This window comes from Allorhizobium sp. nf9_anc, from assembly GCF_056323085.1.
Window position 1 is genome coordinate 1,900,313 of sequence record NZ_CM150481.1, and the last position, 22,222, is coordinate 1,922,534.

General features: G+C 60.7%; 26 protein-coding genes. 12 read left to right on the plus strand and 14 right to left on the minus strand.

The annotated features are described in order from the left end of the window. Window positions 1–214: 214 nt before the first annotated feature. The 6 genes from AC02Y0_RS09075 to sufA all read right to left on the minus strand — a co-directional run bounded on the left by AC02Y0_RS09075 (window position 215) and on the right by sufA (window position 3,795). Complete coding sequence (locus AC02Y0_RS09075; protein ID WP_476383571.1) at window positions 215–508, minus strand: hypothetical protein; 294 nt, start codon at window positions 506–508, stop codon at window positions 215–217. A 1-nt stretch (window position 509) separates the two neighbouring features. Next, a complete protein-coding gene (locus tag AC02Y0_RS09080; RefSeq protein WP_476383572.1) occupies window positions 510–1,211 on the minus strand; it encodes an acyl-homoserine-lactone synthase in 702 nt (233 codons plus the stop codon). Between the two features lie 72 nt (window positions 1,212–1,283). Continuing rightward, the gene (locus AC02Y0_RS09085) at window positions 1,284–2,024 is read right to left on the minus strand and encodes a helix-turn-helix transcriptional regulator (protein WP_476383573.1); all 741 of its coding nucleotides are present in this window, start codon (window positions 2,022–2,024) and stop codon (window positions 1,284–1,286) included. Between the two features lie 162 nt (window positions 2,025–2,186). Continuing rightward, window positions 2,187–2,822, minus strand: coding sequence for a LysE family transporter (locus AC02Y0_RS09090; protein ID WP_476383574.1), 636 nt, complete (start codon window positions 2,820–2,822; stop codon window positions 2,187–2,189). Between the two features lies 1 nt (window position 2,823). Then, window positions 2,824–3,273, minus strand: a complete 450-nt coding sequence (locus tag AC02Y0_RS09095) for an Lrp/AsnC family transcriptional regulator (RefSeq protein WP_102019899.1) — start codon at window positions 3,271–3,273, stop codon at window positions 2,824–2,826. 135 nt (window positions 3,274–3,408) lie between these two features. Beyond that, a complete protein-coding gene (gene sufA / locus AC02Y0_RS09100; protein ID WP_476383575.1) occupies window positions 3,409–3,795 on the minus strand; it encodes a Fe-S cluster assembly scaffold SufA in 387 nt (128 codons plus the stop codon). A 445-nt stretch (window positions 3,796–4,240) separates the two neighbouring features. Here sufA and rutA point away from each other — a divergent pair, with 445 nt between their 5' ends. The 5 genes from rutA (at window position 4,241) to AC02Y0_RS09125 (ending at window position 8,018) form a co-directional block, all read left to right on the plus strand. After that, window positions 4,241–5,332, plus strand: a complete 1,092-nt coding sequence (rutA, locus tag AC02Y0_RS09105; RefSeq protein ID WP_476383576.1) for a pyrimidine utilization protein A — start codon at window positions 4,241–4,243, stop codon at window positions 5,330–5,332. Beyond that, entirely contained in the window at window positions 5,329–6,072 is a 744-nt protein-coding gene (gene rutB / locus AC02Y0_RS09110) for a pyrimidine utilization protein B (protein WP_476383577.1), read from the plus strand. The genes rutA and rutB overlap by 4 nt, the downstream gene beginning before the upstream one ends. Window positions 6,073–6,106: 34 nt before the next feature. Then, entirely contained in the window at window positions 6,107–6,496 is a 390-nt protein-coding gene (gene rutC / locus AC02Y0_RS09115) for a pyrimidine utilization protein C (RefSeq protein ID WP_076396123.1), read from the plus strand. Window positions 6,497–6,693: 197 nt separating this feature from the next. Continuing rightward, a complete protein-coding gene (gene rutD, locus AC02Y0_RS09120; RefSeq protein WP_476383578.1) occupies window positions 6,694–7,479 on the plus strand; it encodes a pyrimidine utilization protein D in 786 nt (261 codons plus the stop codon). 11 nt (window positions 7,480–7,490) lie between these two features. Then, entirely contained in the window at window positions 7,491–8,018 is a 528-nt protein-coding gene (locus AC02Y0_RS09125; RefSeq protein WP_476383579.1) for a flavin reductase, read from the plus strand. Window positions 8,019–8,069: 51 nt separating this feature from the next. On the opposite strand, the gene AC02Y0_RS09130 is transcribed toward AC02Y0_RS09125, so the two are convergent. The 6 genes from AC02Y0_RS09130 to AC02Y0_RS09155 form a co-directional block, all read right to left on the minus strand. Further along, window positions 8,070–8,444: an SUF system Fe-S cluster assembly protein gene (locus tag AC02Y0_RS09130; protein ID WP_006728551.1), complete on the minus strand. Its 375-nt coding sequence runs from the start codon at window positions 8,442–8,444 to the stop codon at window positions 8,070–8,072. Window positions 8,445–8,456: 12 nt separating this feature from the next. Further along, window positions 8,457–9,701 carry a cysteine desulfurase gene (locus tag AC02Y0_RS09135; RefSeq protein ID WP_476383580.1) on the minus strand — a complete coding sequence of 415 codons (1,245 nt, stop codon included), beginning with the start codon at window positions 9,699–9,701 and terminating at the stop codon, window positions 8,457–8,459. Then, a complete protein-coding gene (gene sufD / locus AC02Y0_RS09140) occupies window positions 9,694–10,971 on the minus strand; it encodes a Fe-S cluster assembly protein SufD (protein ID WP_476383581.1) in 1,278 nt (425 codons plus the stop codon). The genes AC02Y0_RS09135 and sufD overlap by 8 nt, the downstream gene beginning before the upstream one ends. Window positions 10,972–11,001: 30 nt before the next feature. Then, window positions 11,002–11,757 (minus strand): Fe-S cluster assembly ATPase SufC, encoded by a 756-nt coding sequence (gene sufC, locus AC02Y0_RS09145; protein ID WP_102019889.1) that lies wholly within the window; start codon window positions 11,755–11,757, stop codon window positions 11,002–11,004. 249 nt (window positions 11,758–12,006) lie between these two features. Further along, window positions 12,007–13,476, minus strand: coding sequence for a Fe-S cluster assembly protein SufB (gene sufB / locus AC02Y0_RS09150; RefSeq protein ID WP_476383582.1), 1,470 nt, complete (start codon window positions 13,474–13,476; stop codon window positions 12,007–12,009). A gap of 141 nt (window positions 13,477–13,617) precedes the next feature. After that, the gene (locus tag AC02Y0_RS09155) at window positions 13,618–14,784 is read right to left on the minus strand and encodes a cysteine desulfurase family protein (protein WP_476383583.1); all 1,167 of its coding nucleotides are present in this window, start codon (window positions 14,782–14,784) and stop codon (window positions 13,618–13,620) included. Between the two features lie 205 nt (window positions 14,785–14,989). Here AC02Y0_RS09155 and AC02Y0_RS09160 point away from each other — a divergent pair, with 205 nt between their 5' ends. From AC02Y0_RS09160 to AC02Y0_RS09175, 4 genes are read left to right on the plus strand one after another with little or no spacing between them, the layout of a single operon-like run. Further along, on the plus strand, window positions 14,990–15,667 hold the full coding sequence (locus AC02Y0_RS09160) for an alpha/beta hydrolase (RefSeq protein ID WP_102019886.1): 678 nt from the start codon (window positions 14,990–14,992) through the stop codon (window positions 15,665–15,667). A gap of 1 nt (window position 15,668) precedes the next feature. After that, window positions 15,669–16,109 (plus strand): putative toxin-antitoxin system toxin component, PIN family, encoded by a 441-nt coding sequence (locus tag AC02Y0_RS09165; protein WP_476383584.1) that lies wholly within the window; start codon window positions 15,669–15,671, stop codon window positions 16,107–16,109. Then, on the plus strand, window positions 16,090–16,299 hold the full coding sequence (locus AC02Y0_RS09170) for a hypothetical protein (RefSeq protein WP_476383585.1): 210 nt from the start codon (window positions 16,090–16,092) through the stop codon (window positions 16,297–16,299). Before AC02Y0_RS09165 ends, AC02Y0_RS09170 begins: the two co-directional genes overlap by 20 nt. Window positions 16,300–16,331: 32 nt before the next feature. Then, window positions 16,332–17,198, plus strand: coding sequence for a patatin-like phospholipase family protein (locus tag AC02Y0_RS09175; RefSeq protein WP_476383586.1), 867 nt, complete (start codon window positions 16,332–16,334; stop codon window positions 17,196–17,198). A 3-nt stretch (window positions 17,199–17,201) separates the two neighbouring features. Here the strand turns inward: AC02Y0_RS09175 and AC02Y0_RS09180 are convergent, their stop codons facing one another. Continuing rightward, the gene (locus tag AC02Y0_RS09180; RefSeq protein ID WP_476383587.1) at window positions 17,202–18,332 is read right to left on the minus strand and encodes an anhydro-N-acetylmuramic acid kinase; all 1,131 of its coding nucleotides are present in this window, start codon (window positions 18,330–18,332) and stop codon (window positions 17,202–17,204) included. A 138-nt stretch (window positions 18,333–18,470) separates the two neighbouring features. Between AC02Y0_RS09180 and tyrS the strand changes: the two genes are divergently transcribed. The 3 genes from tyrS to trmFO all read left to right on the plus strand — a co-directional run bounded on the left by tyrS (window position 18,471) and on the right by trmFO (window position 21,686). After that, the gene (gene tyrS, locus AC02Y0_RS09185) at window positions 18,471–19,727 is read left to right on the plus strand and encodes a tyrosine--tRNA ligase (protein WP_476383588.1); all 1,257 of its coding nucleotides are present in this window, start codon (window positions 18,471–18,473) and stop codon (window positions 19,725–19,727) included. A gap of 262 nt (window positions 19,728–19,989) precedes the next feature. Beyond that, complete coding sequence (locus AC02Y0_RS09190; RefSeq protein WP_082511209.1) at window positions 19,990–20,133, plus strand: DUF1127 domain-containing protein; 144 nt, start codon at window positions 19,990–19,992, stop codon at window positions 20,131–20,133. 143 nt (window positions 20,134–20,276) lie between these two features. Then, window positions 20,277–21,686 (plus strand): methylenetetrahydrofolate--tRNA-(uracil(54)-C(5))-methyltransferase (FADH(2)-oxidizing) TrmFO, encoded by a 1,410-nt coding sequence (gene trmFO, locus AC02Y0_RS09195; RefSeq protein WP_476383589.1) that lies wholly within the window; start codon window positions 20,277–20,279, stop codon window positions 21,684–21,686. Window positions 21,687–21,694: 8 nt separating this feature from the next. Here trmFO and AC02Y0_RS09200 read toward each other — a convergent pair whose 3' ends face one another. After that, window positions 21,695–22,144 carry a hypothetical protein gene (locus AC02Y0_RS09200; RefSeq protein WP_476383590.1) on the minus strand — a complete coding sequence of 150 codons (450 nt, stop codon included), beginning with the start codon at window positions 22,142–22,144 and terminating at the stop codon, window positions 21,695–21,697. Between the last annotated feature and the right edge of the window lie 78 nt (window positions 22,145–22,222).

Sequence of the window (22,222 nt, forward strand, 5' to 3'; positions counted from 1 at the left end):
GTATAACGACGCGCTAAATCGCCTGAAGACCGACCTTCTCTCAGCGCATCATATCGATGGCCCTCGCCTCAGAACGCTCGTCGACCAGCACCTCGAAGACATCCTCCAAAGTGTCGTGCCCACCGATTACGTCGAGGACTGCCTCTTTCAGATCGATGAGGCCCTCGAGAGGCTGTGTACCAGCCCGCAGGAGAGCCTCACGCTTCAGGTCTACCTACTGGGCGCGATCGAGGCCCTTCGGGACGAACTCCATCTTTGCGAGGTCGACATGGATATCCCGCAGGCCGCTGTCGGCTTCTGACGACTGCCGCTTGCGGCCAGTGCGGCGATCCAACCCGTCTGCGGCCGCCAGAGACACCATCTGCAAAAGATGATCGAGAAAGAGAGCCTCTTCGCTGAGCGGCGCCTTTTGCGATACGCCCCTGATGATCTCCCTGAGGCTACGCACCTGCTCTTCGACGATCGAGCGAACGTAGATATCGGAGGATGGGAATTGGCCATCCGTCATGTCATTCTCCTGCCATTCTTGCATAATCGATACTTCCATGGGCCAGCTCGGCGAAGGGAACGCGCCTGAGCGCCGATGCTGAAAAAGGGTTGCCCGGGGCGAGTTCCAGGTCGAGCACACTACCCGTGATGCCGTAGAGCTCATGGTGCCGCAAAAGCCCCGCCATCGACGGCTTGGCCGTAATCGGCACAATCAGGGCTCCTTCCAGAACGCTGGGCGCCGCGAGCGGCATGACGTCCCAACCGGTGCTCACCAGAAGGTTGACCAGCTTCGGATGGGTTTCGACAACAAGCGTCTGGATGCCTGCAACCAGGCAATACTCCATCACCCCGGTCATCAGGATGTTGGAGATCGGCACGCCGGCGATTGTCTTTTCGGAAACCTCGGCGATGCAGCGCGTCCATTCGAAGATGCGCTGGCCGCGCGGCCAATCGGCCCCACCCATGAGGTAGGGGTAAACATCCGAAAGCAAGTGCGGCTTCAGCGTCGGGAGAAGCCGGCTGTAGCCGACGACGTCACCATCGACGAGAAGTGGCAGATGGATTGCCTCTTCACTGTCGAACTGATCGATCTCGCGATCGTCAGCGCGGCGACACGCTTCCCAGCCCAGCCTTTCGACGAACTGCCGATGCCGGAAGCGCCAGACCTGCTCCATGATGTCCGCATAGTCACGCGTGTCTGCGCCCAGAATCGTCGCAAGCATCCACACCCCCAAAATCACCCGGGTGGACACTGCGGCATGGGGGAGAAATGCAATATAGGCAGTTCGGCCTATTTATCTGATTAAACCAAGCCTGATCGATTCGGCGATCAATTGAGCACGGTTCACCGAGTTCAACTTGCGGCTGGCAGATGCAATTTCATGCTGGACCGTTTTCTCAGAGATTCCAAGAATTTGGCCAATTTCCCAATTGGTCTTTCCAGCCGAACACCACAATATGACCTCGCGCTCGCGGGGGGTCACTTTTGCGGCAGCGGCGGCGCTTCGTTCGCTGCTATCGGACATGAAGGCGCGCAACCGGTTGTGCGCATAGATTGAAACGATATGCAGCGCGCCCCGCTGCTCACTCGACAGATCGACCTTCCTCGCGCCGAAGGTCACGATCGCCTGAAAGCCGCCCACCGAGTGGAGCGGAACGCTGTAGCCGTCCAACATCCCGAACTCGGTCGCCTCGTTCATCACACGCTTCGCCGACCGACTGAGCGGCTGGTCAGCCAAGGCTTCGGACCAGACGAAGGCCTCGTTCGACATCTTGGTGCGGTAAATCACGGGATCGACATGCACGTAGTTCTGCTGCACGTAGCGTTCGAACCAGCCATCCGGCCAGGCATTCAGCATGAAGTAGGGGTCGATGCGCTCGGTGGGCAGCGGAATGCCCGAGATCGCGTAGCAGTCCATACCAAAGGCCCTGGCCGCCTTGTCCAGGCTGGCCAGCACCGCATCGTTGTTGCGGGCCTGCGATGATTCCGTGATGAAATCGAACATCGCATTGGCCGTCGCCTGCCTGTGTGACATTGACACCCCCAAGGCAGAAATGCTGCCTGCTCCGCTGTGATCTGTAGCACAATCGAATGGAAATCCGAGCGGTTTAACATTGGATTTCCAAGGGAATTCTTGGTCGCAGCCTGAATTGATACGGGCCTGACGAACTCGTGACAGCTTCTGCTGGCAGGACGGTCAGAGCAACGCCATCAAGGCGTGCAGGAGGGCCACAAGACCAAAGGCGACAAGGACGAATGCCGAGATGCGGGCGACGAGAATCGCGAATCCCTCCGGCAAGCGCGCGCGCAACAGGCTCACGACACCACTGAGGAAGAACCACCAGACAAGCGAGCCCAGAAAGACGCCGGCGACCAACAGGAAACCGGCTGCATCGCCCTCGCCGGCATTCTGACCGGCGGCAAGCCCGAGCCCTGCGAAGATCGCGGCGAAGGTGAGGATCGTTGCCGGATTGGCGATGGTGAGTAGAAACGTCGCCGCTGTGGTTGTGAGCAAGCCACGTGCGGCAACAGGTGCCGCGGAGACGTTGACGCGCGGCTTGAGGCTGCTCAGGCCGAGATAGAGGAGAAACAGGCCACCGATGACCTGCAAGGGCAGTTGGATAAAGCCGAGCGAAGAGCCGAGGGCCGTAAAACCTGTCGCTGCCAGTGCCGCATAGACACCGTCGGCAAGTGCAGTGCCCAGACCGCCTGCGACGCCCGCCCAGAAGCCACGCTCCAGCGTCCGGTTGATACACAGCGCGCCGATCGGCCCGAGGGGGGCAGCGATCGCAATGCCGAGCACCAGTCCCTTGCCGAAGACGAGCGCATCCATGTCAATCGGTGCCGATGACGTAGCTGCGCTCGCTCGCTGTCGACAGCGCGATCATCGTTTCGCTGCGGGCGATCAGTCGCTCACCCTTGAGATCGGCCAGGAAGGTTTCGATGCCGGTCAAGTCGGCTGTGCGGATCTTCAGCATGTAAGACCAGCCGCCCGTGACATGATGACATTCCAGTACGGCGGGATGCGCTTCGGCATAGTCCCGGAATGCCGCCTGCTCCGTATCCTGGGGCAGCGTCACCAGCATGAAGGCGGTGATCGGCAGACCGAGGGCCACCGGATCCACCTCCAGCGTGAAGCGCCTGATGGCACCTGCTGCAACGAGACGACGGATGCGCTCATTGACGGCAGAGGGTGAAAGTCCTACCACATCGCCAATGCTGGCGAGCGAGCGGCGGGCGTCTTCTGCGAGAAGATCGATGATTTTGCGGTCACTTGTATCCATGGCCGCAGTTTATTTAGCAAAATCAGCGCTTCGCAAGATATTTTTTCGCATTTCGGCAAAAAAGAATGATTCGATGCATACATCCATGCATCGCACCTCTTCCAACATGCAGGATAATGGCGCTGAGCCGGCCCGTCAGGCCGGTGTGGCCTGACGCTGTTTTGCAAGTTCCGTCAAGTCGGCAGCCTGGAGCTCGACCGACTCGCCGCAGCCGCAGGCCGAGGTCTGGTTAGGATTGTGGAAGGTGAAGCCGGAGCGCAGTGTGGTGGTCTCGAATCCCATTTCGGTGCCGAGCAGATAAAGAACTGCTGCCGGGTCGATCCAGACCGACGCGCCATCCTTTTCAATCCGGTCGTCCCGTGCGCTGGGCTCGGTCACCAGATCGATGGTGTATTCCATCCCGGCGCAGCCACCCTTCTTGATCCCCACGCGGATGCCCTTGGCATCGGGACCGGAATTCTCAACAATCGCCCTGACGCGTGCGGCAGCCGCATCGCTCATGGTCATTACCTGAAAGCCCATCGGCACAGTCTCCAACAACAACCGGATTCAAGGTCCGGCGTTTCCAGTTGCAATGTAATGGACACGCCTCGCCCGTTCAATAGCTTAGGCGGCCCGGCACGGGCGTCGGCGGGAATTCCAGACCAGCAACGATCTGACGATGATCAATCCGTGGGCAGAAGCAGCACATTCTAAAACTTGATGTTTGTCAGAAGCTTGGGAGCCGCTGACTTCGGCCAGCGCTATCGCCCGCGATCAAATTTCACGCAGCGCATCCGCTTTTCGGATGCAAAGACGAGCAAATAGAGCCAGATCGCTCCCAAATTTTGACCATTCGGTAAAAATATTTCAGCCTCCAAAACCAAGTCACTGTTTCTGAATGCATTTTCAGTCTGGCACGGCGATTGCTTCGTCTCTGGCGAAACAAAAACGGCGCCCAGCGCGCCTCCAGAAGCGGAGAACAGGAATGGAAATCGGCGTCTTCATCCCGATCGGCAACAATGGCTGGCTCTTGTCGGAGAATGCCCCGCAATACAAGCCGACCTTCGAGCTCAACAAGGCGATCACGCTTAAGGCAGAACATTACGGCTTCGACTTTGCACTCTCGATGATCAAGCTGCGTGGTTTCGGCGGCAAGACGGAGTTCTGGGACTACAATCTCGAAAGCTTCACATTGATGGCGGGCCTTGCTGCCGTCACCTCGAAGATCAAGCTCTTCGGCACGGCTGCAACACTCATCATGCCGCCGGCGATCATCGCGCGCATGGCCACCACGATCGATTCGATCTCGAACGGTCGCTTTGGCGTCAACCTGATCACTGGCTGGCAGCGCCCGGAATACAGCCAGATGGGCCTGTGGCCCGGCGACGACTATTTCTCCGACCGCTACGAATATCTGACCGAATACACGACCGTCCTGAAGGACCTGCTCACGACCGGCCAGTCGGATCTGAAAGGCAAGCATTTCCAGATGGATGATTGCCGGATGAAGCCGATCCCGGAAGGTGATGTGAAGCTGATCTGCGCCGGCTCATCCAATGCCGGCATGGATTTCTCGGCCAAGTTCGCCGACTACAGCTTCTGCTTCGGCGTCGGGGTCAATACGCCCAAGGCCTTCGCGCCCACCAACGAACGCTTGCTGGCTGCCACCGAGAAGACAGGCCGCGACGTGCGCTCCTTCGTACTGACAATGGTAATCGCCGAAGAGACGACGGAAGAAGCCTTCGCCAAGTGGGAGCACTACAAGGCAGGCGCCGACGAGGAAGCGATCAAGTGGCTCGGCCTGCAGAGCGCCGTCGACACCAAGTCCGGCTCCGACACCAATGTCCGTCACATGGCGAACCCGGTATCGGCGGTCAACATCAACATGGGTACGCTGATCGGCTCTTATGCCGAGGTCGCCTCGATGCTCGACGAGATGAGCGAAGTGCCCGGCACCGGCGGCGTGATGCTGACCTTCGACGACTTCCTTGAAGGTATCGAGAAGTTCGGCAAATACGTGCAGCCGCTGATGAAGAGCCGCGCGCATGTGAACCAGATGCTGGAGGCCGCCGAATGAGCGAGGCCATTGTTGCAGGCTATCAGCCGCGCCTGGAACTGACGAAAAGCGTCACGCTTCCGGCACGCCCCGAGCCGATCACCCTGAAGCCGTCGGAAACGGCCGTGGTCGTCGTCGATATGCAGAACGCATATTCGACCGAAGGCGGCTATGTCGATCTCGCCGGCTTCGACATTTCCGGCGCCAAGGGCACGATCTCCAACATCAAGAAGACGCTCGATGCGGCCCGCGAAGCCGGTGTGCTGGTCGTCTATTTCCAGAACGGCTGGGACCCTGACTATGTCGAGGCTGGTGGCCCCGGCTCGCCCAACTGGCATAAGTCGAATGCGCTGAAAACCATGCGTAAGCGTCCCGAACTGCAGGGGCAACTGCTCGCCAAGGGCACCTGGGATTATGCCATCGTTGACGAATTGCAGCCTAAGCCCGGCGACATCCTGGTACCGAAGAGCCGCTATTCCGGCTTCTTCAACACGAACATGGACTCGGTGCTCAGAGCCCGCGGCATCCGCAATCTCGTCTTTGTCGGCATTGCCACCAATGTCTGCGTCGAAAGCTCGCTGCGCGATGCCTTCCACCTCGAATATTTCGGCGTGATGCTTGAGGACGCAACGCATCACCTCGGCCCCGACTTCATCCAGCAGGCAACCGTCTACAATGTCGAAAAGTTCTTCGGCTGGGTCGCGACCGTCAACGACTTCTGCGGCGCGATCGGACAGGCAGCGCCTGCCGATGCCGCTTGATACCACCACCATTCAAGAAACGGAGAGAGTGAGAATGCCCAAGACCATCGTCGTTCCCGAAGGCACATCCAAGCCGCTTGCCCCCTATTCGCCCGGCACGCTCGCCGATGGCATCCTCTATGTCTCGGGGACCCTTCCCTTCGACAAGGACAACAACGTCGTGCATGTCGGCGACGCGAGTGCCCAGACCCGCCATGTGCTGGAGACGATCAAGTCCGTCATCGAGACCGCCGGCGGCACCATGCAGGATGTCACGATGAACCACATCTTCGTCACTGACTGGGCCAATTACCAGGCGGTGAACAAGGTCTATGCCGAATACTTCCCCAGCAACGAGCCGGCCCGCTACTGCGTGCAATGCGGCCTGGTGAAGCCGGACGCGCTGGTCGAGATCGCGACCGTCGCGCATATCGGGAAGAAGTGATCGGGCTTTAAGCAGCCCCTCATCCCCGGCGCAACAAGTTGCGCCTGACCTGCCGCCACCTTCTCCCCCGCGAGCGGGGAGAAGAATCCAGACCGCAATCGCCTGCACCTGGGCTTCCCTAAACAAAGGGTGGCCATCCCCTCTCCCCGCCTGCGGGGAGAGGGTCAGGGTGAGGGGCAAAGCCAGAGCACAAACGCATGCATTACGACATTCACGGCCTGACCTCCCCCGATGCGCCGACCATCCTGCTCTCGTCAGGGCTTGGCGGCTCGGGCGGCTATTGGGCGCCGCAGATCCCCGCCCTCTCGGAGCGCTTCCGCATCGTTACGTATGACCATCGCGGCTGCGGCAAGACGGGTGGCGTGGTCCCTGAAATTGGCGGCATTTCCGCCATGGCCGACGACGTGCTCGACGTCGTCGAGACGCTGAAGATCGAGAAATTCCATTTCATGGGCCATGCGCTGGGCGGTCTGATCGGGCTGGATCTAGCGCTCCGCCGGCCGGAACTGATCGAGAGCCTCGTGCTGATCAATGCCTGGAGCAAAGCCGATCCGCATTCCGGGCGTTGCTTCGACGTGCGTATCGCGCTTTTGGAGAACGCCGGTGTCGAGGCCTTCGTCAAGGCACAGCCGCTGTTTCTTTATCCGGCTATCTACATGGCAGACAATCCGGAGAAGATGGCGGTGGAAGAGGCGCATGCGCTCGCCCATTTCCAGGGTCGCGACAACATCCTGCGCCGGATTGCGGCACTGCGCGCCTTTGATATCGACGACCGTCTCGGCGAAATCCAGACGCCGACGCTTGTCATCGCCACCCGCGACGACCTGCTCGTCCCCTATTCCCGGTCGCTGCGCCTCGCAGAAGGCCTCTCAAACGCAAATCTCGTGCTCACCGTCGCCGGTGGACACGCCGTCAACGTCACCTATCCGCAAATATTCAACAGCGCGGTGATCGACTTCCTGTCGACCCTCGAACACGCTTGAAGGAAACGCCCATGCTGGCCACCAAGTCCATCGCCCCCGTTGCCTCCGCACCGGACAGCGTCTCGCCGGAAAAAAGTGCGGCCTATCGCAATGGCATGGCCCGCCTCGCCGCAGCCGTGACCATCGTCACCACCGATGGCCCAGCCGGACGTGCGGGCTTTGCGGCCACCGCCGTCACCAGCGTTTCGGACAATCCGCCGACGCTGCTGGTCTGCCTCAACAAGGGCAGTTCAGCCTATCCTGCTGTCAGCGCCAATGGCCTTGTTTCAGTCAACGTGCTCGCCGCCGAGCATGAACCGGTCAGCCGTCTCTTTGGCGGCAAGACGCCCGTCGACGAGCGGTTCGCTGCCGCCACCTGGGAAACCACAGAGACCGGCACGCCGCGCCTCTCAGACGCCCTCGTCTCGTTCGAATGCCGGATCACGGAGGTGCATGACGGAAGCACGCATGACGTCCTGTTCTGCGAAGTGCTCGACGTCACCACCCGCGAAGACGGCCAGGCGCTCGTCTATTTCGACCGTGGCTATCGCACCGTGTAAATGCAAAACGGCCCGCGCGAGGCGGGCCGTTTCGATAATTGCCTAATTCTCTCAGTACCAACCTACGGCGACCTGCGCCTCTTCGGACATGCGGTCCGGCGTCCATGGCGGATCGAAGCTCATCTCGACCTCGACGCCCGAGACGCCTTCGACCGAGCCGACGGCATTTTCGACCCAGCCCGGCATTTCGCCGGCAACTGGGCAACCGGGGGCCGTCAGGGTCATGACGATCTTGACCGTGCGGTCGTCTTCGATGTCGATCTTGTAGATCAGGCCGAGTTCGAAGATGTCGGAGGGAATTTCCGGATCATAGACCGTCTTCAGCGCGGCGATGATATCGTCCGACAGGCGGGCAACTTCGTCCGCCGGGATCGCGGTGTGGATGATGCCGTCGCGGACATCGGGCTTTGTTTCGGTGTCACTCATGGTGTTCATTCCTCAGGCGAAGAAGCTGCGGGCGTAATCCAGCGCGTCCGCCAGCGCATCGACTTCTTCCCTTGTGTTATAGAGACCGAACGACGCCCGGCAAGTGGAAGTCACGCCGAAGCGGGCGAGCAGTGGCTGGGCGCAGTGGGTTCCGGCGCGAACGGCAACGCCGCGACGGTCGATCATGGTGGAGACATCATGGGCATGAATGCCGGCGAGTTCAAAGGAGAAGATCGCTCCCTTGCCCGGTGCATTGCCGATGATCCGCAGAGAATTGATCGCGGAGAGACGCTCATGCGCATAGGCGCGCAGGCTTTCCTCATGGGCGGCAATCGCCGGACGCCCGAGGCTTTCCATGTAGTCGAGCGCATAGCCAAGACCAATCGCCTGAACGATCGGCGGCGTGCCGGCCTCAAAGCGATGCGGCGGCTCGTTATAGGTCACGCGGTCTTCGGCCACCTCGATGATCATCTCACCGCCGCCCATGAAGGGATCCATGTCGCGCAGGCGGTCCATCTTACCCCAGAGCACGCCAATGCCCGAGGGGCCATAGAGCTTGTGGCCGGTCACAGCATACCAGTCGCAGCCGAGATCCTGGACGTCGACGGGCATGTGCACAGCACCTTGGCTGCCATCGACCATGACGGCGATACCGCGCTCATGCGCGATGCGGCAGACTTCCTTGATCGGGACAACGGTACCAAGCGCGTTCGACATATGGGTGATGGCGATCAGCTTTGTGCGCTCGGTCAGGCAGCCGACAAAGGCATCCATGTCGAAGGCGCCATCATCGGTCACCGGCGCCCAGACGAGCTTGGCGCCCTTGCGTTCCCGCAGGAAATGCCAGGGCACGATGTTGGAGTGGTGCTCCATGATCGAGAGCACGATCTCGTCACCCTCGCCGATATGCTTCATGCCCCAGCCATAGGCGACAGTGTTGATCGCTTCGGTGGAAGACTTGGTGAAGATCACCTCGTCGATCGATGGAGCATTCAGGAAGCGGCGCACCTTTTCGCGCGCCGCTTCATAGGCGTCCGTCGCGGCATTGGACAGGAAATGCAGACCACGATGCACGTTGGCGTATTCGTGGGAATAGGCATGGCTGATCGCATCGATCACGCTTTGCGGCTTCTGCGAAGACGCCGCATTGTCGAGATAGACCAGCGGTTTGCCGTAGACTTCGCGCGACAGGATCGGGAAATCCCGCCTGACGGCTTCGACGTCATATCCTGTCTTTACCGCGATCGTGTCAGCCATGATGCTCCAGCCAGTCCGTGATGATCTCTTCCAGGGCCTCGACGAGCGGCTCGTTTTCGAGCTCCTCGACGATTTCGGCAACGAAGCCGTTGATCAGCAGCGCGCGGGCCTTCTTTTCCGGAATGCCACGCGACATCAGGTAGTAGAGATGGCTCTTGTGGATGTCGGCAACCGTCGCGCCATGGGCGCACTGGACGTCGTCGGCGAAGATTTCGAGCTCGGGCTTGACCGAGAACTCGGCATCGTCGGACATCAGCAACGTGTTGCAGGCCATGCGGGCATCGGTCTTCTGGGCATCCGGGGCAACCCGGATCATGCCCTGGAACACACCCTTGGCGCGATCGAACAACACGTTGCGGATGATTTCCGTCGAGGTGGTGTTCGGGACGTCGTGGCCGAGCGTCATGGTGACGTCGGTATGCGTGTCACCGCCGAGCAGGTTGACGGCGCGGAGCGTAAAGTCGGAGCCTTCGCCAGCCGTCTTCACATGCACTTCCTGGCGCACCAGCTTGCCGCCGGCATTGATGATGAAGAGGCGGAACTTGGCGTCTGTGCCAAGCTCGGCGCGGATCTGGCCGAGATGCGTGTCGGCATCGCCTTCGCCCTGCAGGATCACCCAAGTGATCTCGGCGCCTTCGCCGAGCTTCAGATCGGCGACGACGGAGGCAAGGGCTGCCGAACCGCTCTGGCCGACATGGCGCTCGATGACGGTGGCCTTCGAACCCTTGCCGAAGGTGGCAGGGAAACGCAGATGCAGCTGGCCCGCGGCATGAACCGACTGCAGCTCGATCGGCGCTTCGATCTCGGCCTCGTCGGCGATCTCCAGCGTGAAGCCGTCGCGCACGAAGGCGCCGTTCAGGCGGCCGATCGTGTCATCGGCGTTAAAGGCGGTCAGGCCTTCTGCGGCGGCCCCATCGGTCAGCGCGTCGCGATAGAGCGAAATGCTCACTCCGTCCGGAAGTGCAGCCGGCCTCTGGGCAACTCCTTGCAACACGTTCAGCACATGGGCACCCGCCACCAGCGGGTTGATCGCCTTGGCGACAGCCTGGGGCTCTTCGGCCGGAAGCGCGCGCAGAAGGGCCTTGAGGTCTGTGTAGTGGAAGGTCTCGACGCGGCGCGTCGGCAGACCCTGGCGCTTCAGCGCGTCGAACAGGCCGTCGCGCTTGAGAAGCACGGCGCCGTCGCCCGGAAGGCTGCCGATCTGGTTGGTATAGGCGTCGATGAGCTGGGTCTCGGCTACGGTGAGCCGGTTGGCCGCTTGCAATGTCATCGGTGCAACTCCTTTAAAACTTGAGAGCCCTTAGGCAGCCTGACCGGTGATGTCGGCATAGCCGTTGGCTTCGAGTTCCAGTGCCAGGCTCTTGTCACCCGACTTGATGATCTGGCCCTTGTAGAGGACGTGAACGCTATCCGGCACGATGTAGTCGAGCAGGCGCTGGTAGTGGGTGATGACGACGGTGGCACGGTCCGGACGCTTCAGGGCGTTCACACCATCAGCAACAATCTTGAGCGCATCGATGTCGAGGCCGGAATCGGTTTCATCAAGGATGCAGAGCTTCGGCTCGAGCAGCGCCATCTGCAGGATCTCGGCGCGCTTCTTCTCACCGCCGGAGAAGCCGACGTTCAGCGGACGCTTCAGCATATCCGGGTTGATCTTCAGTTCAGCCGAGGCTTCCTTGACGCGACGGATGAAGTCCGGCGTCGTCAGTTCCGCTTCGCCGCGCGCCTTGCGCTGCGAGTTCATTGCGACCTTGAGGAACTGCATGGTGGCCACGCCCGGGATTTCGACCGGATACTGGAAGGCGAGGAAGATGCCCTTGGCAGCGCGCTCGGCCGGGTCGAGCTCGAGGATGCTCTCGCCGTTGTAGAGAATGTCGCCTTCAGTCACTTCATAGTCTTCGCGACCCGACAGGATGTAGGACAGCGTCGACTTACCCGAACCGTTCGGGCCCATGATGGCAGCGACTTCGCCGGCCTTCACGGTGAGGTTCAGGCCCTTGATGATTTCGGTGCCGTCTTCGGCGATGCGGGCATGGAGATTGCGAATTTCAAGCATGTCTGTGTTCCTGTTTCAGGCAGCCGGATCACTTCGACCGCGTGTAAGAATGATGAGCAGCCCCCGCCAGATCATTTCCAACCAGTTGTTGGAAAAGAAGGCGACGAAGAGAACTAGAAGGACCCAAGAAATCAGGAAAACCTGCGAGGATCGCCTGCCGATGGCCTGCATCCTCTTCTTAAGATACTTATGCTCCTGCTTCTTCGTCTCGGGCGTCTCCGTTTCCATCAATGGAGTTTCAAGCCGACCTTAGCCGACCGAACCCTCGAGCGAGATGTTGATCAGCTTCTGCGCTTCAACCGCAAATTCCATCGGCAACTGCTGGATGACGTCGCGGACGAAGCCGTTGACGATCAGGGCGATCGCCTCTTCTTCCGGGATGCCACGCTGCATGGCGTAGAACTTCTGGTCCTCGGAGATCTTCGAGGTCGTTGCCTCGTGCTCCACCTTGGCCGTCGAGTTCTTCACCTCGATGTACGGCACGGTATGCGCGCCGCAGGTGTCGCCGATCAGGAGCGAATCGCAATTGGTGAAGTTGCGGGCATTTTCCGCCTTGCGGTGCATCGAGACCTGGCCGCGATAGGTGTTCTGCGACACGCCGGCCGAGATGCCCTTGGAGATGATCCGGCTCTTGGTGTTCTTGCCGAGATGGATCATCTTGGTGCCGCTGTCGACCTGCTGGTGGCCGTTCGAGACAGCGATCGAGTAGAACTCGCCCTGGCTGTCGTCGCCGCGCAGGATGCAGGACGGGTATTTCCAGGTGATGGCCGAGCCGGTTTCGACCTGCGTCCAGGAGATCTTGGAGCGGTCGCCACGGCAATCGCCGCGCTTGGTGACGAAGTTGTAGATTCCGCCCTTGCCGTCCTTGTCGCCGGGATACCAGTTCTGCACCGTCGAATACTTGATCTCGGCATCATCCATCGCAACGAGTTCGACCACGGCTGCGTGCAGCTGGTTTTCGTCGCGCTGGGGTGCCGTGCAGCCTTCAAGATAGGAAACGTAGGCGCCTTCCTCGGCAACGATCAGCGTGCGCTCGAACTGGCCGGTGTTCTTCTCATTGATGCGGAAATAGGTCGACAGCTCCATCGGGCAGCGGACGCCCTTGGGGATGTAGACGAAGGAACCGTCGGTGAAGACGGCGCAGTTCAGCGTCGCATAATAGTTGTCGGTGACGGGTACGACCGTACCCAAATACTTCTTCACCAGGTCAGGATATTCGCGGATCGCTTCCGAGATCGACATGAAGATCACGCCGGCCTTCATCAACTCTTCTTTGAAGGTCGTGACGACCGAAACCGAATCGAAGACCGCGTCGACGGCGATCTTCGAGGTCTGGACGCCAGCCAGCATTTCCTGCTCTTTCAGCGGAATGCCGAGCTTCTCATAGACCTTCAGGAGTTCGGGATCGACTTCGTCGAGCGACTTCGGACCAGCGGCCGTCTTCGGCGCTGCATAATAGTAGATGTCGTTGAAGTCGATCTTGGGATAGTCGACGCGCGCCCAGGTGGGCTCGACCATCGTCAGCCAGCGACGATAGGCGTCGAGGCGCCATTCAAGCATCCATTCGGGCTCGTTCTTCTTGGCCGAAATGAAGCGGACGATGTCTTCCGACAGGCCCTTCGGGGCCTTGTCGACTTCGATGGTAGTTTCAAAACCATACTTGTACTGATCCACATCGATCTGGCGGACCTGATCGATCGTTTCCTGCACAGCAGCCATGGTCGTTCTCCAATCTTGCCGGGCCAAATTCCGGCAGCTTGTTAACGTTGGGCGGTGACCCGCCATACTTAAGGTTCCCGAGCCATCATTTCACCCCTCTTGGCAAGGGAAAAACGACGTTTGGCTCGGTTTTTCGCCGCCTCAGGCGGCCTGCCCCGCCGGTTTGCGGCGGGCAGCAATCTTCACAAAGGCGTCCATAAAGCGATCGATGTCGCTCTCCGTCGTATCAGGGCCAATCGACAGGCGCAGAGCCCCGGTCGTGGCATCCTCGCCCATGGCGGTCAGCACGTGGCTCGCGCCGACCTTGCCCGACGAGCAGGCGGCTCCCGCCGACAGTGCGATGCCTTCGAGATCGAAGGCGATCTGCCCGGTTTCCGCCTTCAGCCCCGGCAGATGGAAGAAACTCGTATTGCCGACCCGCGCCTCGCTGCGGCCATAGATCACAGTTTCCGATGCTGCCGAGACGATGCCCGCCTCCGCCCGGTCGCGCAGTGCAGCAATCCCGGCATTCCGGTTCAACAGATCTGCCGACATCCGCTCTGCCGCCGCACCGAAACCCGCGATCGCCGCAAGATTCTCGGTACCGGCCCGATGCCCCTTTTCCTGACCGCCACCGCGCACCAGCGGTTCCGGCATGAAAGTCTCGCCCTGCGACACCAGCGCACCGACGCCCTTCGGGCCGCCAAGCTTATGGGCCGACAGGATCAGGAAGTCGGCGCCGAGTTCTGACATCGACAGCGGAATACGGCCTGCCGCTTGCACGGCATCAACCACCTGCAATCCGCCGAACTTCTTTACGATGGCGGAGACCTCGCGGATTGGCTGGATGATCCCCGTTTCATTGTTGACCAGCATCACGGCGACCAGCGGCAGCCCCTCGGACGCGTCATGGCCGGCCAGTGTGCTTGTAAGCGCATCGAGATCGATCAGCCCCGCAGGCGTCACGGCAAGTTCCGTCACAAGCTCCTTGGGGAATCGCCCGCCAGCCCGCACAGCCGGATGCTCGATTGCCGAGACATAGAGGCGTCCAAGGTCGACACGCGACTTACCCATGCGGTAGACCGGCGACAGAACCTGATTGGCGGCTTCCGTCGCGCTTGCGGTAAAGGTCACATGCGCGGCTTCCGCACCAACAAGCGTTGCGACGGCGCGACGCGCCTTCTCGATCACGGCCCTTGCTGCACGCCCTTCGGCATGCACCGAAGACGGGTTGCCGGGCATGGCGAGCGCGTCGAGCATGGCATCGCGCGCCGCTGCCATCAGGGGCGCGGTGGCGTTCCAGTCGAGATAGATGCGCTCAATCGCCATCCTCAGTTCGGACTCCCATGCATCATGCGGTGCATTTTCCTTGAAATTTCCGCCGGGCTTGCCTTATGACACCTTCACCCCGGATGCGACGCCATCCAGTTTCGAACGGTTCTAAACTTCGTTCTAGAAAAGCTGACTGACGCCGTCAAGTCAGCTTTCTAATTTGGTGTTGACGAACCGCAAAAATGTCAGGGACCGGAACCTAATGCCCGAAGTGATTTTCAACGGCCCCGCGGGTCGTCTCGAAGGCCGTTATCAACCCTCCAAGGAAAAGAGCGCACCGATCGCGATCATCCTTCATCCGCATCCGCAATTCGGCGGGACGATGAACAACCAGATCGTCTACCAGCTGTTCTACATGTTCCAGAAGCGCGGCTTCACCACGCTTCGCTTCAACTTCCGCGGCATCGGCCGCAGCCAGGGCGAATTCGACCATGGCGCCGGCGAATTGTCGGATGCAGCATCTGCCCTCGACTGGGTGCAGAGCCTGCATCCGGATTCGAAGAGCTGCTGGGTTGCCGGCTACTCCTTCGGCTCCTGGATCGGCATGCAGCTCCTGATGCGTCGCCCGGAGATCGAAGGCTTCATGTCGATCGCGCCGCAGCCGAACATCTACGACTTCTCCTTCCTCGCCCCCTGCCCGTCATCCGGCCTGATCATCAACGGTGACAGCGACAAGGTGGCTCCCGAGAAGGACGTCATCGGCCTCGTCGACAAGCTGAAGACCCAGAAGGGCATCCTGATCACCCACAAGACGGTGCCGGGCGCCAACCACTTCTTCAACGGCCAGGTGGAAACGCTGATGGCCGAGTGCGAAGACTATCTCGACCGTCGCCTTGAGGGCGAACTGGTTCCCGAACCGGCTGCCAAGCGGATCCGGTAACATGATCCGGATCGTGGCCGATACAAATGTGCTGGTCAGCGCTTGTATCGGCCGCGGCCCAGCCTCGAAGGTTATCGAGGCTTGCCTGGACGGGCGTCTCGTCCCTTTTCTTTCCGGTCCACTTCTCCTCGAATACCGAGACGTACTCTCCAGAACAGAGCCCTTTGCAAACGGACGAATGTCCGCCAAAGAACGGCTAGCGCTGCTGGAGATCTTTGTTTCTCGCTGCCACTGGCGCACCGCGCATTTCAAGTGGCGACCAAATCTCGTCGATGAAGCCGACAATCACCTGCTCGAATTGGCAATCTCCGCCAACGCGCATATACTCGTTACATCGAACATCCGAGATTTCGAAAAGGCGGAGCTCAGGTTCCCGCATATCAAGATCGAGACACCCGCAGCGACCGTTCGGAGGCTTGAAGATGAACGCTTTAACCGTTGAGCTGAGTTCAGAGGTTCACGAAAAGGTGGATCTGATTGCAGCTGAGAAGGGTGTCTCTCCTGAACGCTTGGTCTCAGAGATGGCGGCGGAAATGGTCAAGCAACATGAGGCCTACCGGCTGTTCGAGGAAATGGCAGCGCGCGGCAAGGGAAGAGAAGCGGAAGCTCTCGAACTTCTTCAGCGTGATTAAACACTCTCTTCGATTTCAGACTGCGATTTTGAATGACCTCACATCCGAACTTTGACGCCGTCGGCCTCGCGGGTGGCGGTAACCGCTGCTACTGGCAAAGCGGCTTCCTGAAAGCCTTCAGCGAACATCAGACGCTCAATCCGCGCTTCTATGTCGCCGTTTCGGCCAGCGCCTATCACGGCGCGATGCATCTTGCCGGCGTTGGCGACCGGGTGCGAGCCTCCGCCTTCGCCTTTGCCGAACAGCGCCATCGCGGTGTTGACTGGCGGGCGCTTAGGCGGCGGGAATCGCCGCTCGTGGTCGGCGCCCTCTTCCGGCAACTGCTCGCAGATGCGTTCGGCGAACAAGAACTCGCCGCGCTCAAGGCGGCGCCGCCGATGTTGATCCAGCTCTCCGGCCTACCGGACTGGATGCCCGGTGCGCTCGGGGCACTGGGGTCGATCGGCGCCTATCAGATCGAGAAACTTCTGACCGATGGCACCCATTCCAAGGCTGGTCTGCGGATGAAATTGCGCCCCACCTGGATCTCGACGCATAATTGCGACTATCCCGGCGAACTGGTCGATGCGCTGATGGCGACCTCTTCCGTGCCGCCCTTCATGCCGGTCGGGCGTGTCAGGGGACGCGCATATCTCGATGGCGGCCTCGTCGACAATCCGCCACTGATGAAGCTCACGGAAGTCGAGGCGAAGGGCTGGAAGACACTGCTTCTGACCACCCGATTTGGCCGGAAGCCGCCCTCTGCCCCCAATCGCGTGGTGGTGGGCCCGAGCGAAGACATCCCGGTCGGCAAGTTCTCCGTCGGCGACGCTGCCGGAATCCGCCATGCCTATGAAGTGGGATTGCGGGACGGGCTCGCTTTTGCCCGGCAAGGCCTGGCTGCGGAGCCGGTCAAGTAAATCTCACGGCTGCTGCGCGGCTGTCGCACACACACCGCCGCTCACCGGCTGCCGAACACCCGTCGTTCCCGGAAAGGTCAGCGGAAGCCCGCTCGCCGAGCGCACGGCCAGATAGGCCCAGGCCTCCGCCTCCATGGCATCACCATCGAATCCAGCCTGCTCGGCGGTCACCACCCTTGCACCCCGTTCACCAGCAAGGCTGACAAGATCGCCCATGATCGTTCGATTCAGGCGCCCCCCGCCGCAGATCACATAGGTCTTCGGAGAGCTGGGGAGATGGCCGGCCGACTTCAGGATAGCCGCCGCCGAGACAAAAGCGAGCGTGCGGGCGCCGTCCGAAAGCTCTGCCTCGTGGCCTTCAGGCGGACGAAAATCGTTGCGGTCCAGCGAGCGGCGCTTGCTTGCCGTGAAGAAGGGATTGTCCAGATAGCGTTCGGCGAGCCCCATGATGACCGAACCTTCGGAGGCGATGCGGCCGCCGTCGTCATAGGGAATGCCGGCATGGGCCTCCACCCATTGATCGATCAACGTGTTGCCCGGTCCGCTGTCGAAGCCGACGATCGTGCCGTCGCGATCGAGAAAGGTGAGGTTCGAGATGCCACCGATATTGACGAAACAGACCGGCCATTGATCCACCGGGATCTGATGCGCCAGTGCCTGGTGATAGACCGGCACCAGCGGGGCGCCCTGCCCGCCATGCAGCATGTCATTGGCGCGCATGTCATAGACGACGTCGATGCCGGTTTCGGCTGCCAGCAGCGGCCCGTCGCCGAGTTGCACGGTCAGGGCCTCATCCGGCCTGTGCAACACCGTCTGGCCGTGAAAGCCAATGAGGTCGATGTCCTCACGCTTGAGCTTCTCTTGCTGCAGGAAGAGACCGACCGCTTCTGCATGACGTAGAGTCAGGTCCCTCTCCATACGGGAGAGTTCCCCCGGCCGTTCGTCGCGTTGCTTAATGTCCTTCGCGTCTTCCAATGCCTGCTTGAGCCGGTCTCGGAAAGCCGGCTCGTAGGGAACGGACAGAAAACCGCCGCGCTCAACGACTGCCCCGCCATCGGTGCGAACCAGCGCCACGTCGATGCCATCCATCGACGTACCGCTCATCAGGCCGATCGCCGTCTTCATTTCCGCCATATGCCACCCGATTCGAACGCCTGTGTTTCCGGACATTCATGACCGAGACGGGTGCACAATTCAAAAAACAATGCTAAAGCCCGCGCGGATTTTAAAGTGTGCCACCGAAAGACCAGAGAAACCGAAAGCAACAGCGTCATGACGAAGTTCAAGTCCGATTTCCTCCGCATCCTCTCCGAGCGCGGCTTCATTCATCAGATGTCCGATGAAACGGGGCTCGACGACCTGCTCGCCAAGGAAAGCGTGACGGCCTATATCGGCTATGACCCGACGGCATCCAGCTTGCATGTCGGTCATCTGATGCAGATCATGATGCTGCGCTGGTTCCAGCAGACCGGCCACCAGCCGATCTCGCTGATGGGCGGCGGCACCGGCATGGTGGGCGATCCCTCCTTCAAGGAGGAGGCGCGCAAGCTGATGACCATCGAGACGATCGAGGAGAACATTGCCTCGATCAAGCGCTGCTTCTCGCACTACCTCGACTACAACCAGGGCCCGAAGGGCGGCGCCCTGATGATCAACAATGCCGAATGGCTTCGCCCGCTGAACTACCTCGAGTTCCTGCGCGATGTCGGCCGGCATTTCTCGGTCAACCGCATGCTCTCCTTCGACAGCGTCAAGACGCGCCTTGATCGCGAGCAGTCGCTGTCCTTCCTGGAATTCAACTACATGATCCTCCAGGCCTATGACTTCGTCGAGTTGAACCAGCGCTATGGCTGCCGGTTGCAGATGGGCGGTTCCGACCAGTGGGGCAACATCATCAACGGCATCGACCTCGGCCACCGCATGGGCACGCCGCAGCTTTATGCGCTGACGGCTCCGTTGCTGACCACCTCCTCCGGCGCCAAGATGGGCAAGTCGGCCTCGGGCGCCGTCTGGCTGAACGCCGACCTGTTGCCGGTCTATGAATTCTGGCAGTACTGGCGCAACACCGAGGATGCGGACGTGGTGCGCTTCCTCAAGCTCTTCACCATCCTGCCGATGGACGAGATTGCGCGTCTCGCGGCACTTGGTGGCTCGGAGATCAACGAGGCCAAGAAGATCCTCGCGACCGAAGTGACGACGCTGCTGCATGGTCGCGACGCTGCTGAACAGGCTGCCGAAACGGCGCGCAAGACCTTCGAGGAAGGGGCGCTTGCCGATACGCTGCCGACCGTCGAAGTCGCGGCCAGCGAGCTGGAAGCCGGCATTGGCCTGCTGGGACTGATCGTCAAGGCAGGTCTTGCCGCCTCGAACGGCGAAGCTCGTCGTCATGTCCAGGGTGGAGCCGTCAAGATCAATGACGCCGGCGTCTCCGATGAGCGCATGTCTGTCGGCACTGCAGAGGTCACCGCCGATGGCGTGATCAAGCTTTCGCTGGGCAAGAAGAAGCATATTCTCATCAAGCCTGTCTGACTGCCTAAAAACACAGACTGAAGACACCCGAAAAGCCCGCGATTGCGGGCTTTTCTGCGTTCGTAAACACCCATTAACTCATGGCGCGTTTTTCACCAGCCTATCGAGACTGCTGCTTATGGCGGCAACCCCATGCACAAACGCATAGCAGTCGCATATTATTTGCACTGCACAATCTTGTTTTACAGGCGTATAAGAACGTCAATCGCTGATGCGGGAACGACCGCAAGATCAGCCACCAAGCTTCACCGAGGAAACCACCATGAACCCGATCCGCATTGCCAAGAACTGGATGAGCTACCGTCGCACGATGGCCGAACTGGGCAACCTTTCCAGCCAGACCCTGAACGACATCGGCATCACCCGCTACGAAATCCGCAACATCGCTTCGCGCTCCTTCCGTTAATCGGATCCTGCGCCAAGCAGTCTGTCAGACGGCACCGCCTGGTGCCGTTTTTGATTCCAGCCTCTCGAATGTGATCGACAGGCGTCGTCGGAAGCCTGCCACCCGATGGACCTCGCGCCGCGAGGCGTGATATGGAGCCGCCCATGACAAACAGCTCCTTCTCCCCCATTCACATCATCGGCGGTGGCCTTGCAGGCTCGGAGGCCGCCTGGCAGGCAGCAGAGGCCGGTGTCCCGGTCATCCTGCACGAAATGCGCGGCGTGCGCGGCACGGATGCGCACAAGACCGATGGCCTTGCCGAACTGGTCTGCTCCAACTCCTTCCGCTCTGACGATGCGACATCGAATGCCGTCGGCGTCATCCATGCCGAGATGCGGCTCGCCGGTTCGCTGATCATGGCCTGTGCCGACAAGCATCAGGTGCCGGCGGGTGGCGCGCTCGCCGTTGACCGTGATGGCTTTTCAGAAGCCGTGACCGCCGCCCTGCATCAGCATCCGCTGATATCAGTGGTCCGCGAGGAAGTGACCGGCCTGCCGCCCGAGGATTGGGATCTCGCCATTATCGCGACGGGTCCTCTCACCTCGCCGGCCCTGGCCGAGGCCATCCGCGAGCGGACTGGCAAGGATGCGCTTGCCTTCTTCGATGCGATTGCACCGATCGTGCATACCGACAGCATCAACATGGATATCTGCTGGTACCAGTCGCGCTACGACAAGGTCGGCCCTGGCGGCACGGGCAAGGACTATATCAACTGCCCGCTCGACGAGACCCAGTACAACGCCTTCATCGACGCGCTGATCGAGGGTGATGCCGTCGGCTTCAAGGAGTGGGAAGGCACGCCCTATTTCGATGGCTGCCTGCCGATCGAGGTTATGGCCGAGCGCGGTCGCGAGACGCTGCGCCACGGGCCGATGAAGCCGATGGGCCTCACCAATGCCCATAACCCGACCGTCAAGGCTTACGCCGTCGTACAACTTCGCCAGGATAATGCGCTCGGCACGCTCTACAACATGGTCGGTTTCCAGACGAAGCTGAAATACGGCGCCCAGGCCGAGATCTTCCGGATGATCCCGGGGCTGGAAAATGCCGAGTTCGCCCGCCTCGGCGGCTTGCACCGCAACACTTATATCCACTCACCGACCCTGCTCGACCAGAGCCTGCAGTTGAAGGCCCGTCCCGGCCTGCGCTTTGCCGGCCAGATCACCGGTTGCGAGGGTTACGTGGAAAGCGCCTCAATCGGCCTGCTCGCCGGCCGCTTTGCTGCTGCTCAGCGCAAGGGAGAAACGATCAGCTTACCCCCGGCGACAACGGCACTCGGCGCACTGCTCAACCATATCACCGGCGGCCATATCGTCTCCGACGAGGAGCCGGGCAAGCGGTCCTTCCAGCCGATGAACATCAATTTCGGGCTATTCCCGGAGCTGGAACCCGGCTCGATTGTCAAGCCGGAGGGCGTCAAGCGCTTCCGTGGCAAGGACAAAACGATCATGAAGCGTCAGCTGATTGCGGCGCGCGCGCTCGAACACTGCAAGACCTGGCTGGGTACTGCCTGACGGCAGCCTCAGCCGGTCGTGCCGGATGCCGCATCCGGCTCCCGGTCTGCGTGACCCACATAGTTGCCGAGCAGCCAGAGTGAGACCTCCGCCACCACGGCGGCATTCGCGAAGGTGAACTCGCCATTGTGGAAGGGCGCATCAAGAAACTCGACGGCAATGCCCTTACCATTCGGCAAAGGCCGCACACGGACAGTGCCCGGTTCGATCAGATGGCAGGCGAAGTGGTTGCGCATGCTGCGCATGAAGCCCGCCTTGTTGTCATGCAGGCGAACGAAGACGGCCTTGCCGTCTGCCGTGGCGTGAAGACTGCGGATTGCCTCCTGGGGAAAGGCGCGACCAAACTCCATGATCGCAAGGCCTGCATCCTGGAAACCCTCGTCCTCCTGGCGCACCATGCGCGAGGAGAAATAGGCGAGCGCCAGGATGAGCGCAAAGACGATACCCCAAGTCACCATGATCCGCTCTCGCCTCCTTCTTCCCTCATTCTATCGCAATGCCTGCTAGCAGGCGAGCCTTGCGCGAACGTGGCGCCC

Bases quoted from the DNA above. Each gene is read 5' to 3' on its own strand.
- AC02Y0_RS09075 (WP_476383571.1), bottom strand. From the start codon at position 508: ATGACGGATGGCCAATTCCCATCCTCCGATATCTACGTTCGCTCGATC.
- AC02Y0_RS09080 (WP_476383572.1), bottom strand. From the start codon at position 1,211: ATGCTTGCGACGATTCTGGGCGCAGACACGCGTGACTATGCGGACATC.
- AC02Y0_RS09085 (WP_476383573.1), bottom strand. From the start codon at position 2,024: ATGTCACACAGGCAGGCGACGGCCAATGCGATGTTCGATTTCATCACG.
- AC02Y0_RS09090 (WP_476383574.1), bottom strand. From the start codon at position 2,822: ATGGATGCGCTCGTCTTCGGCAAGGGACTGGTGCTCGGCATTGCGATC.
- AC02Y0_RS09095 (WP_102019899.1), bottom strand. From the start codon at position 3,273: ATGGATACAAGTGACCGCAAAATCATCGATCTTCTCGCAGAAGACGCC.
- sufA (WP_476383575.1), bottom strand. From the start codon at position 3,795: ATGGGCTTTCAGGTAATGACCATGAGCGATGCGGCTGCCGCACGCGTC.
- rutA (WP_476383576.1), top strand. From the start codon at position 4,241: ATGGAAATCGGCGTCTTCATCCCGATCGGCAACAATGGCTGGCTCTTG.
- rutB (WP_476383577.1), top strand. From the start codon at position 5,329: ATGAGCGAGGCCATTGTTGCAGGCTATCAGCCGCGCCTGGAACTGACG.
- rutC (WP_076396123.1), top strand. From the start codon at position 6,107: ATGCCCAAGACCATCGTCGTTCCCGAAGGCACATCCAAGCCGCTTGCC.
- rutD (WP_476383578.1), top strand. From the start codon at position 6,694: ATGCATTACGACATTCACGGCCTGACCTCCCCCGATGCGCCGACCATC.
- AC02Y0_RS09125 (WP_476383579.1), top strand. From the start codon at position 7,491: ATGCTGGCCACCAAGTCCATCGCCCCCGTTGCCTCCGCACCGGACAGC.
- AC02Y0_RS09130 (WP_006728551.1), bottom strand. From the start codon at position 8,444: ATGAGTGACACCGAAACAAAGCCCGATGTCCGCGACGGCATCATCCAC.
- AC02Y0_RS09135 (WP_476383580.1), bottom strand. From the start codon at position 9,701: ATGGCTGACACGATCGCGGTAAAGACAGGATATGACGTCGAAGCCGTC.
- sufD (WP_476383581.1), bottom strand. From the start codon at position 10,971: ATGACATTGCAAGCGGCCAACCGGCTCACCGTAGCCGAGACCCAGCTC.
- sufC (WP_102019889.1), bottom strand. From the start codon at position 11,757: ATGCTTGAAATTCGCAATCTCCATGCCCGCATCGCCGAAGACGGCACC.
- sufB (WP_476383582.1), bottom strand. From the start codon at position 13,476: ATGGCTGCTGTGCAGGAAACGATCGATCAGGTCCGCCAGATCGATGTG.
- AC02Y0_RS09155 (WP_476383583.1), bottom strand. From the start codon at position 14,784: ATGGCGATTGAGCGCATCTATCTCGACTGGAACGCCACCGCGCCCCTG.
- AC02Y0_RS09160 (WP_102019886.1), top strand. From the start codon at position 14,990: ATGCCCGAAGTGATTTTCAACGGCCCCGCGGGTCGTCTCGAAGGCCGT.
- AC02Y0_RS09165 (WP_476383584.1), top strand. From the start codon at position 15,669: ATGATCCGGATCGTGGCCGATACAAATGTGCTGGTCAGCGCTTGTATC.
- AC02Y0_RS09170 (WP_476383585.1), top strand. From the start codon at position 16,090: ATGAACGCTTTAACCGTTGAGCTGAGTTCAGAGGTTCACGAAAAGGTG.
- AC02Y0_RS09175 (WP_476383586.1), top strand. From the start codon at position 16,332: ATGACCTCACATCCGAACTTTGACGCCGTCGGCCTCGCGGGTGGCGGT.
- AC02Y0_RS09180 (WP_476383587.1), bottom strand. From the start codon at position 18,332: ATGGCGGAAATGAAGACGGCGATCGGCCTGATGAGCGGTACGTCGATG.
- tyrS (WP_476383588.1), top strand. From the start codon at position 18,471: ATGACGAAGTTCAAGTCCGATTTCCTCCGCATCCTCTCCGAGCGCGGC.
- AC02Y0_RS09190 (WP_082511209.1), top strand. From the start codon at position 19,990: ATGAACCCGATCCGCATTGCCAAGAACTGGATGAGCTACCGTCGCACG.
- trmFO (WP_476383589.1), top strand. From the start codon at position 20,277: ATGACAAACAGCTCCTTCTCCCCCATTCACATCATCGGCGGTGGCCTT.
- AC02Y0_RS09200 (WP_476383590.1), bottom strand. From the start codon at position 22,144: ATGGTGACTTGGGGTATCGTCTTTGCGCTCATCCTGGCGCTCGCCTAT.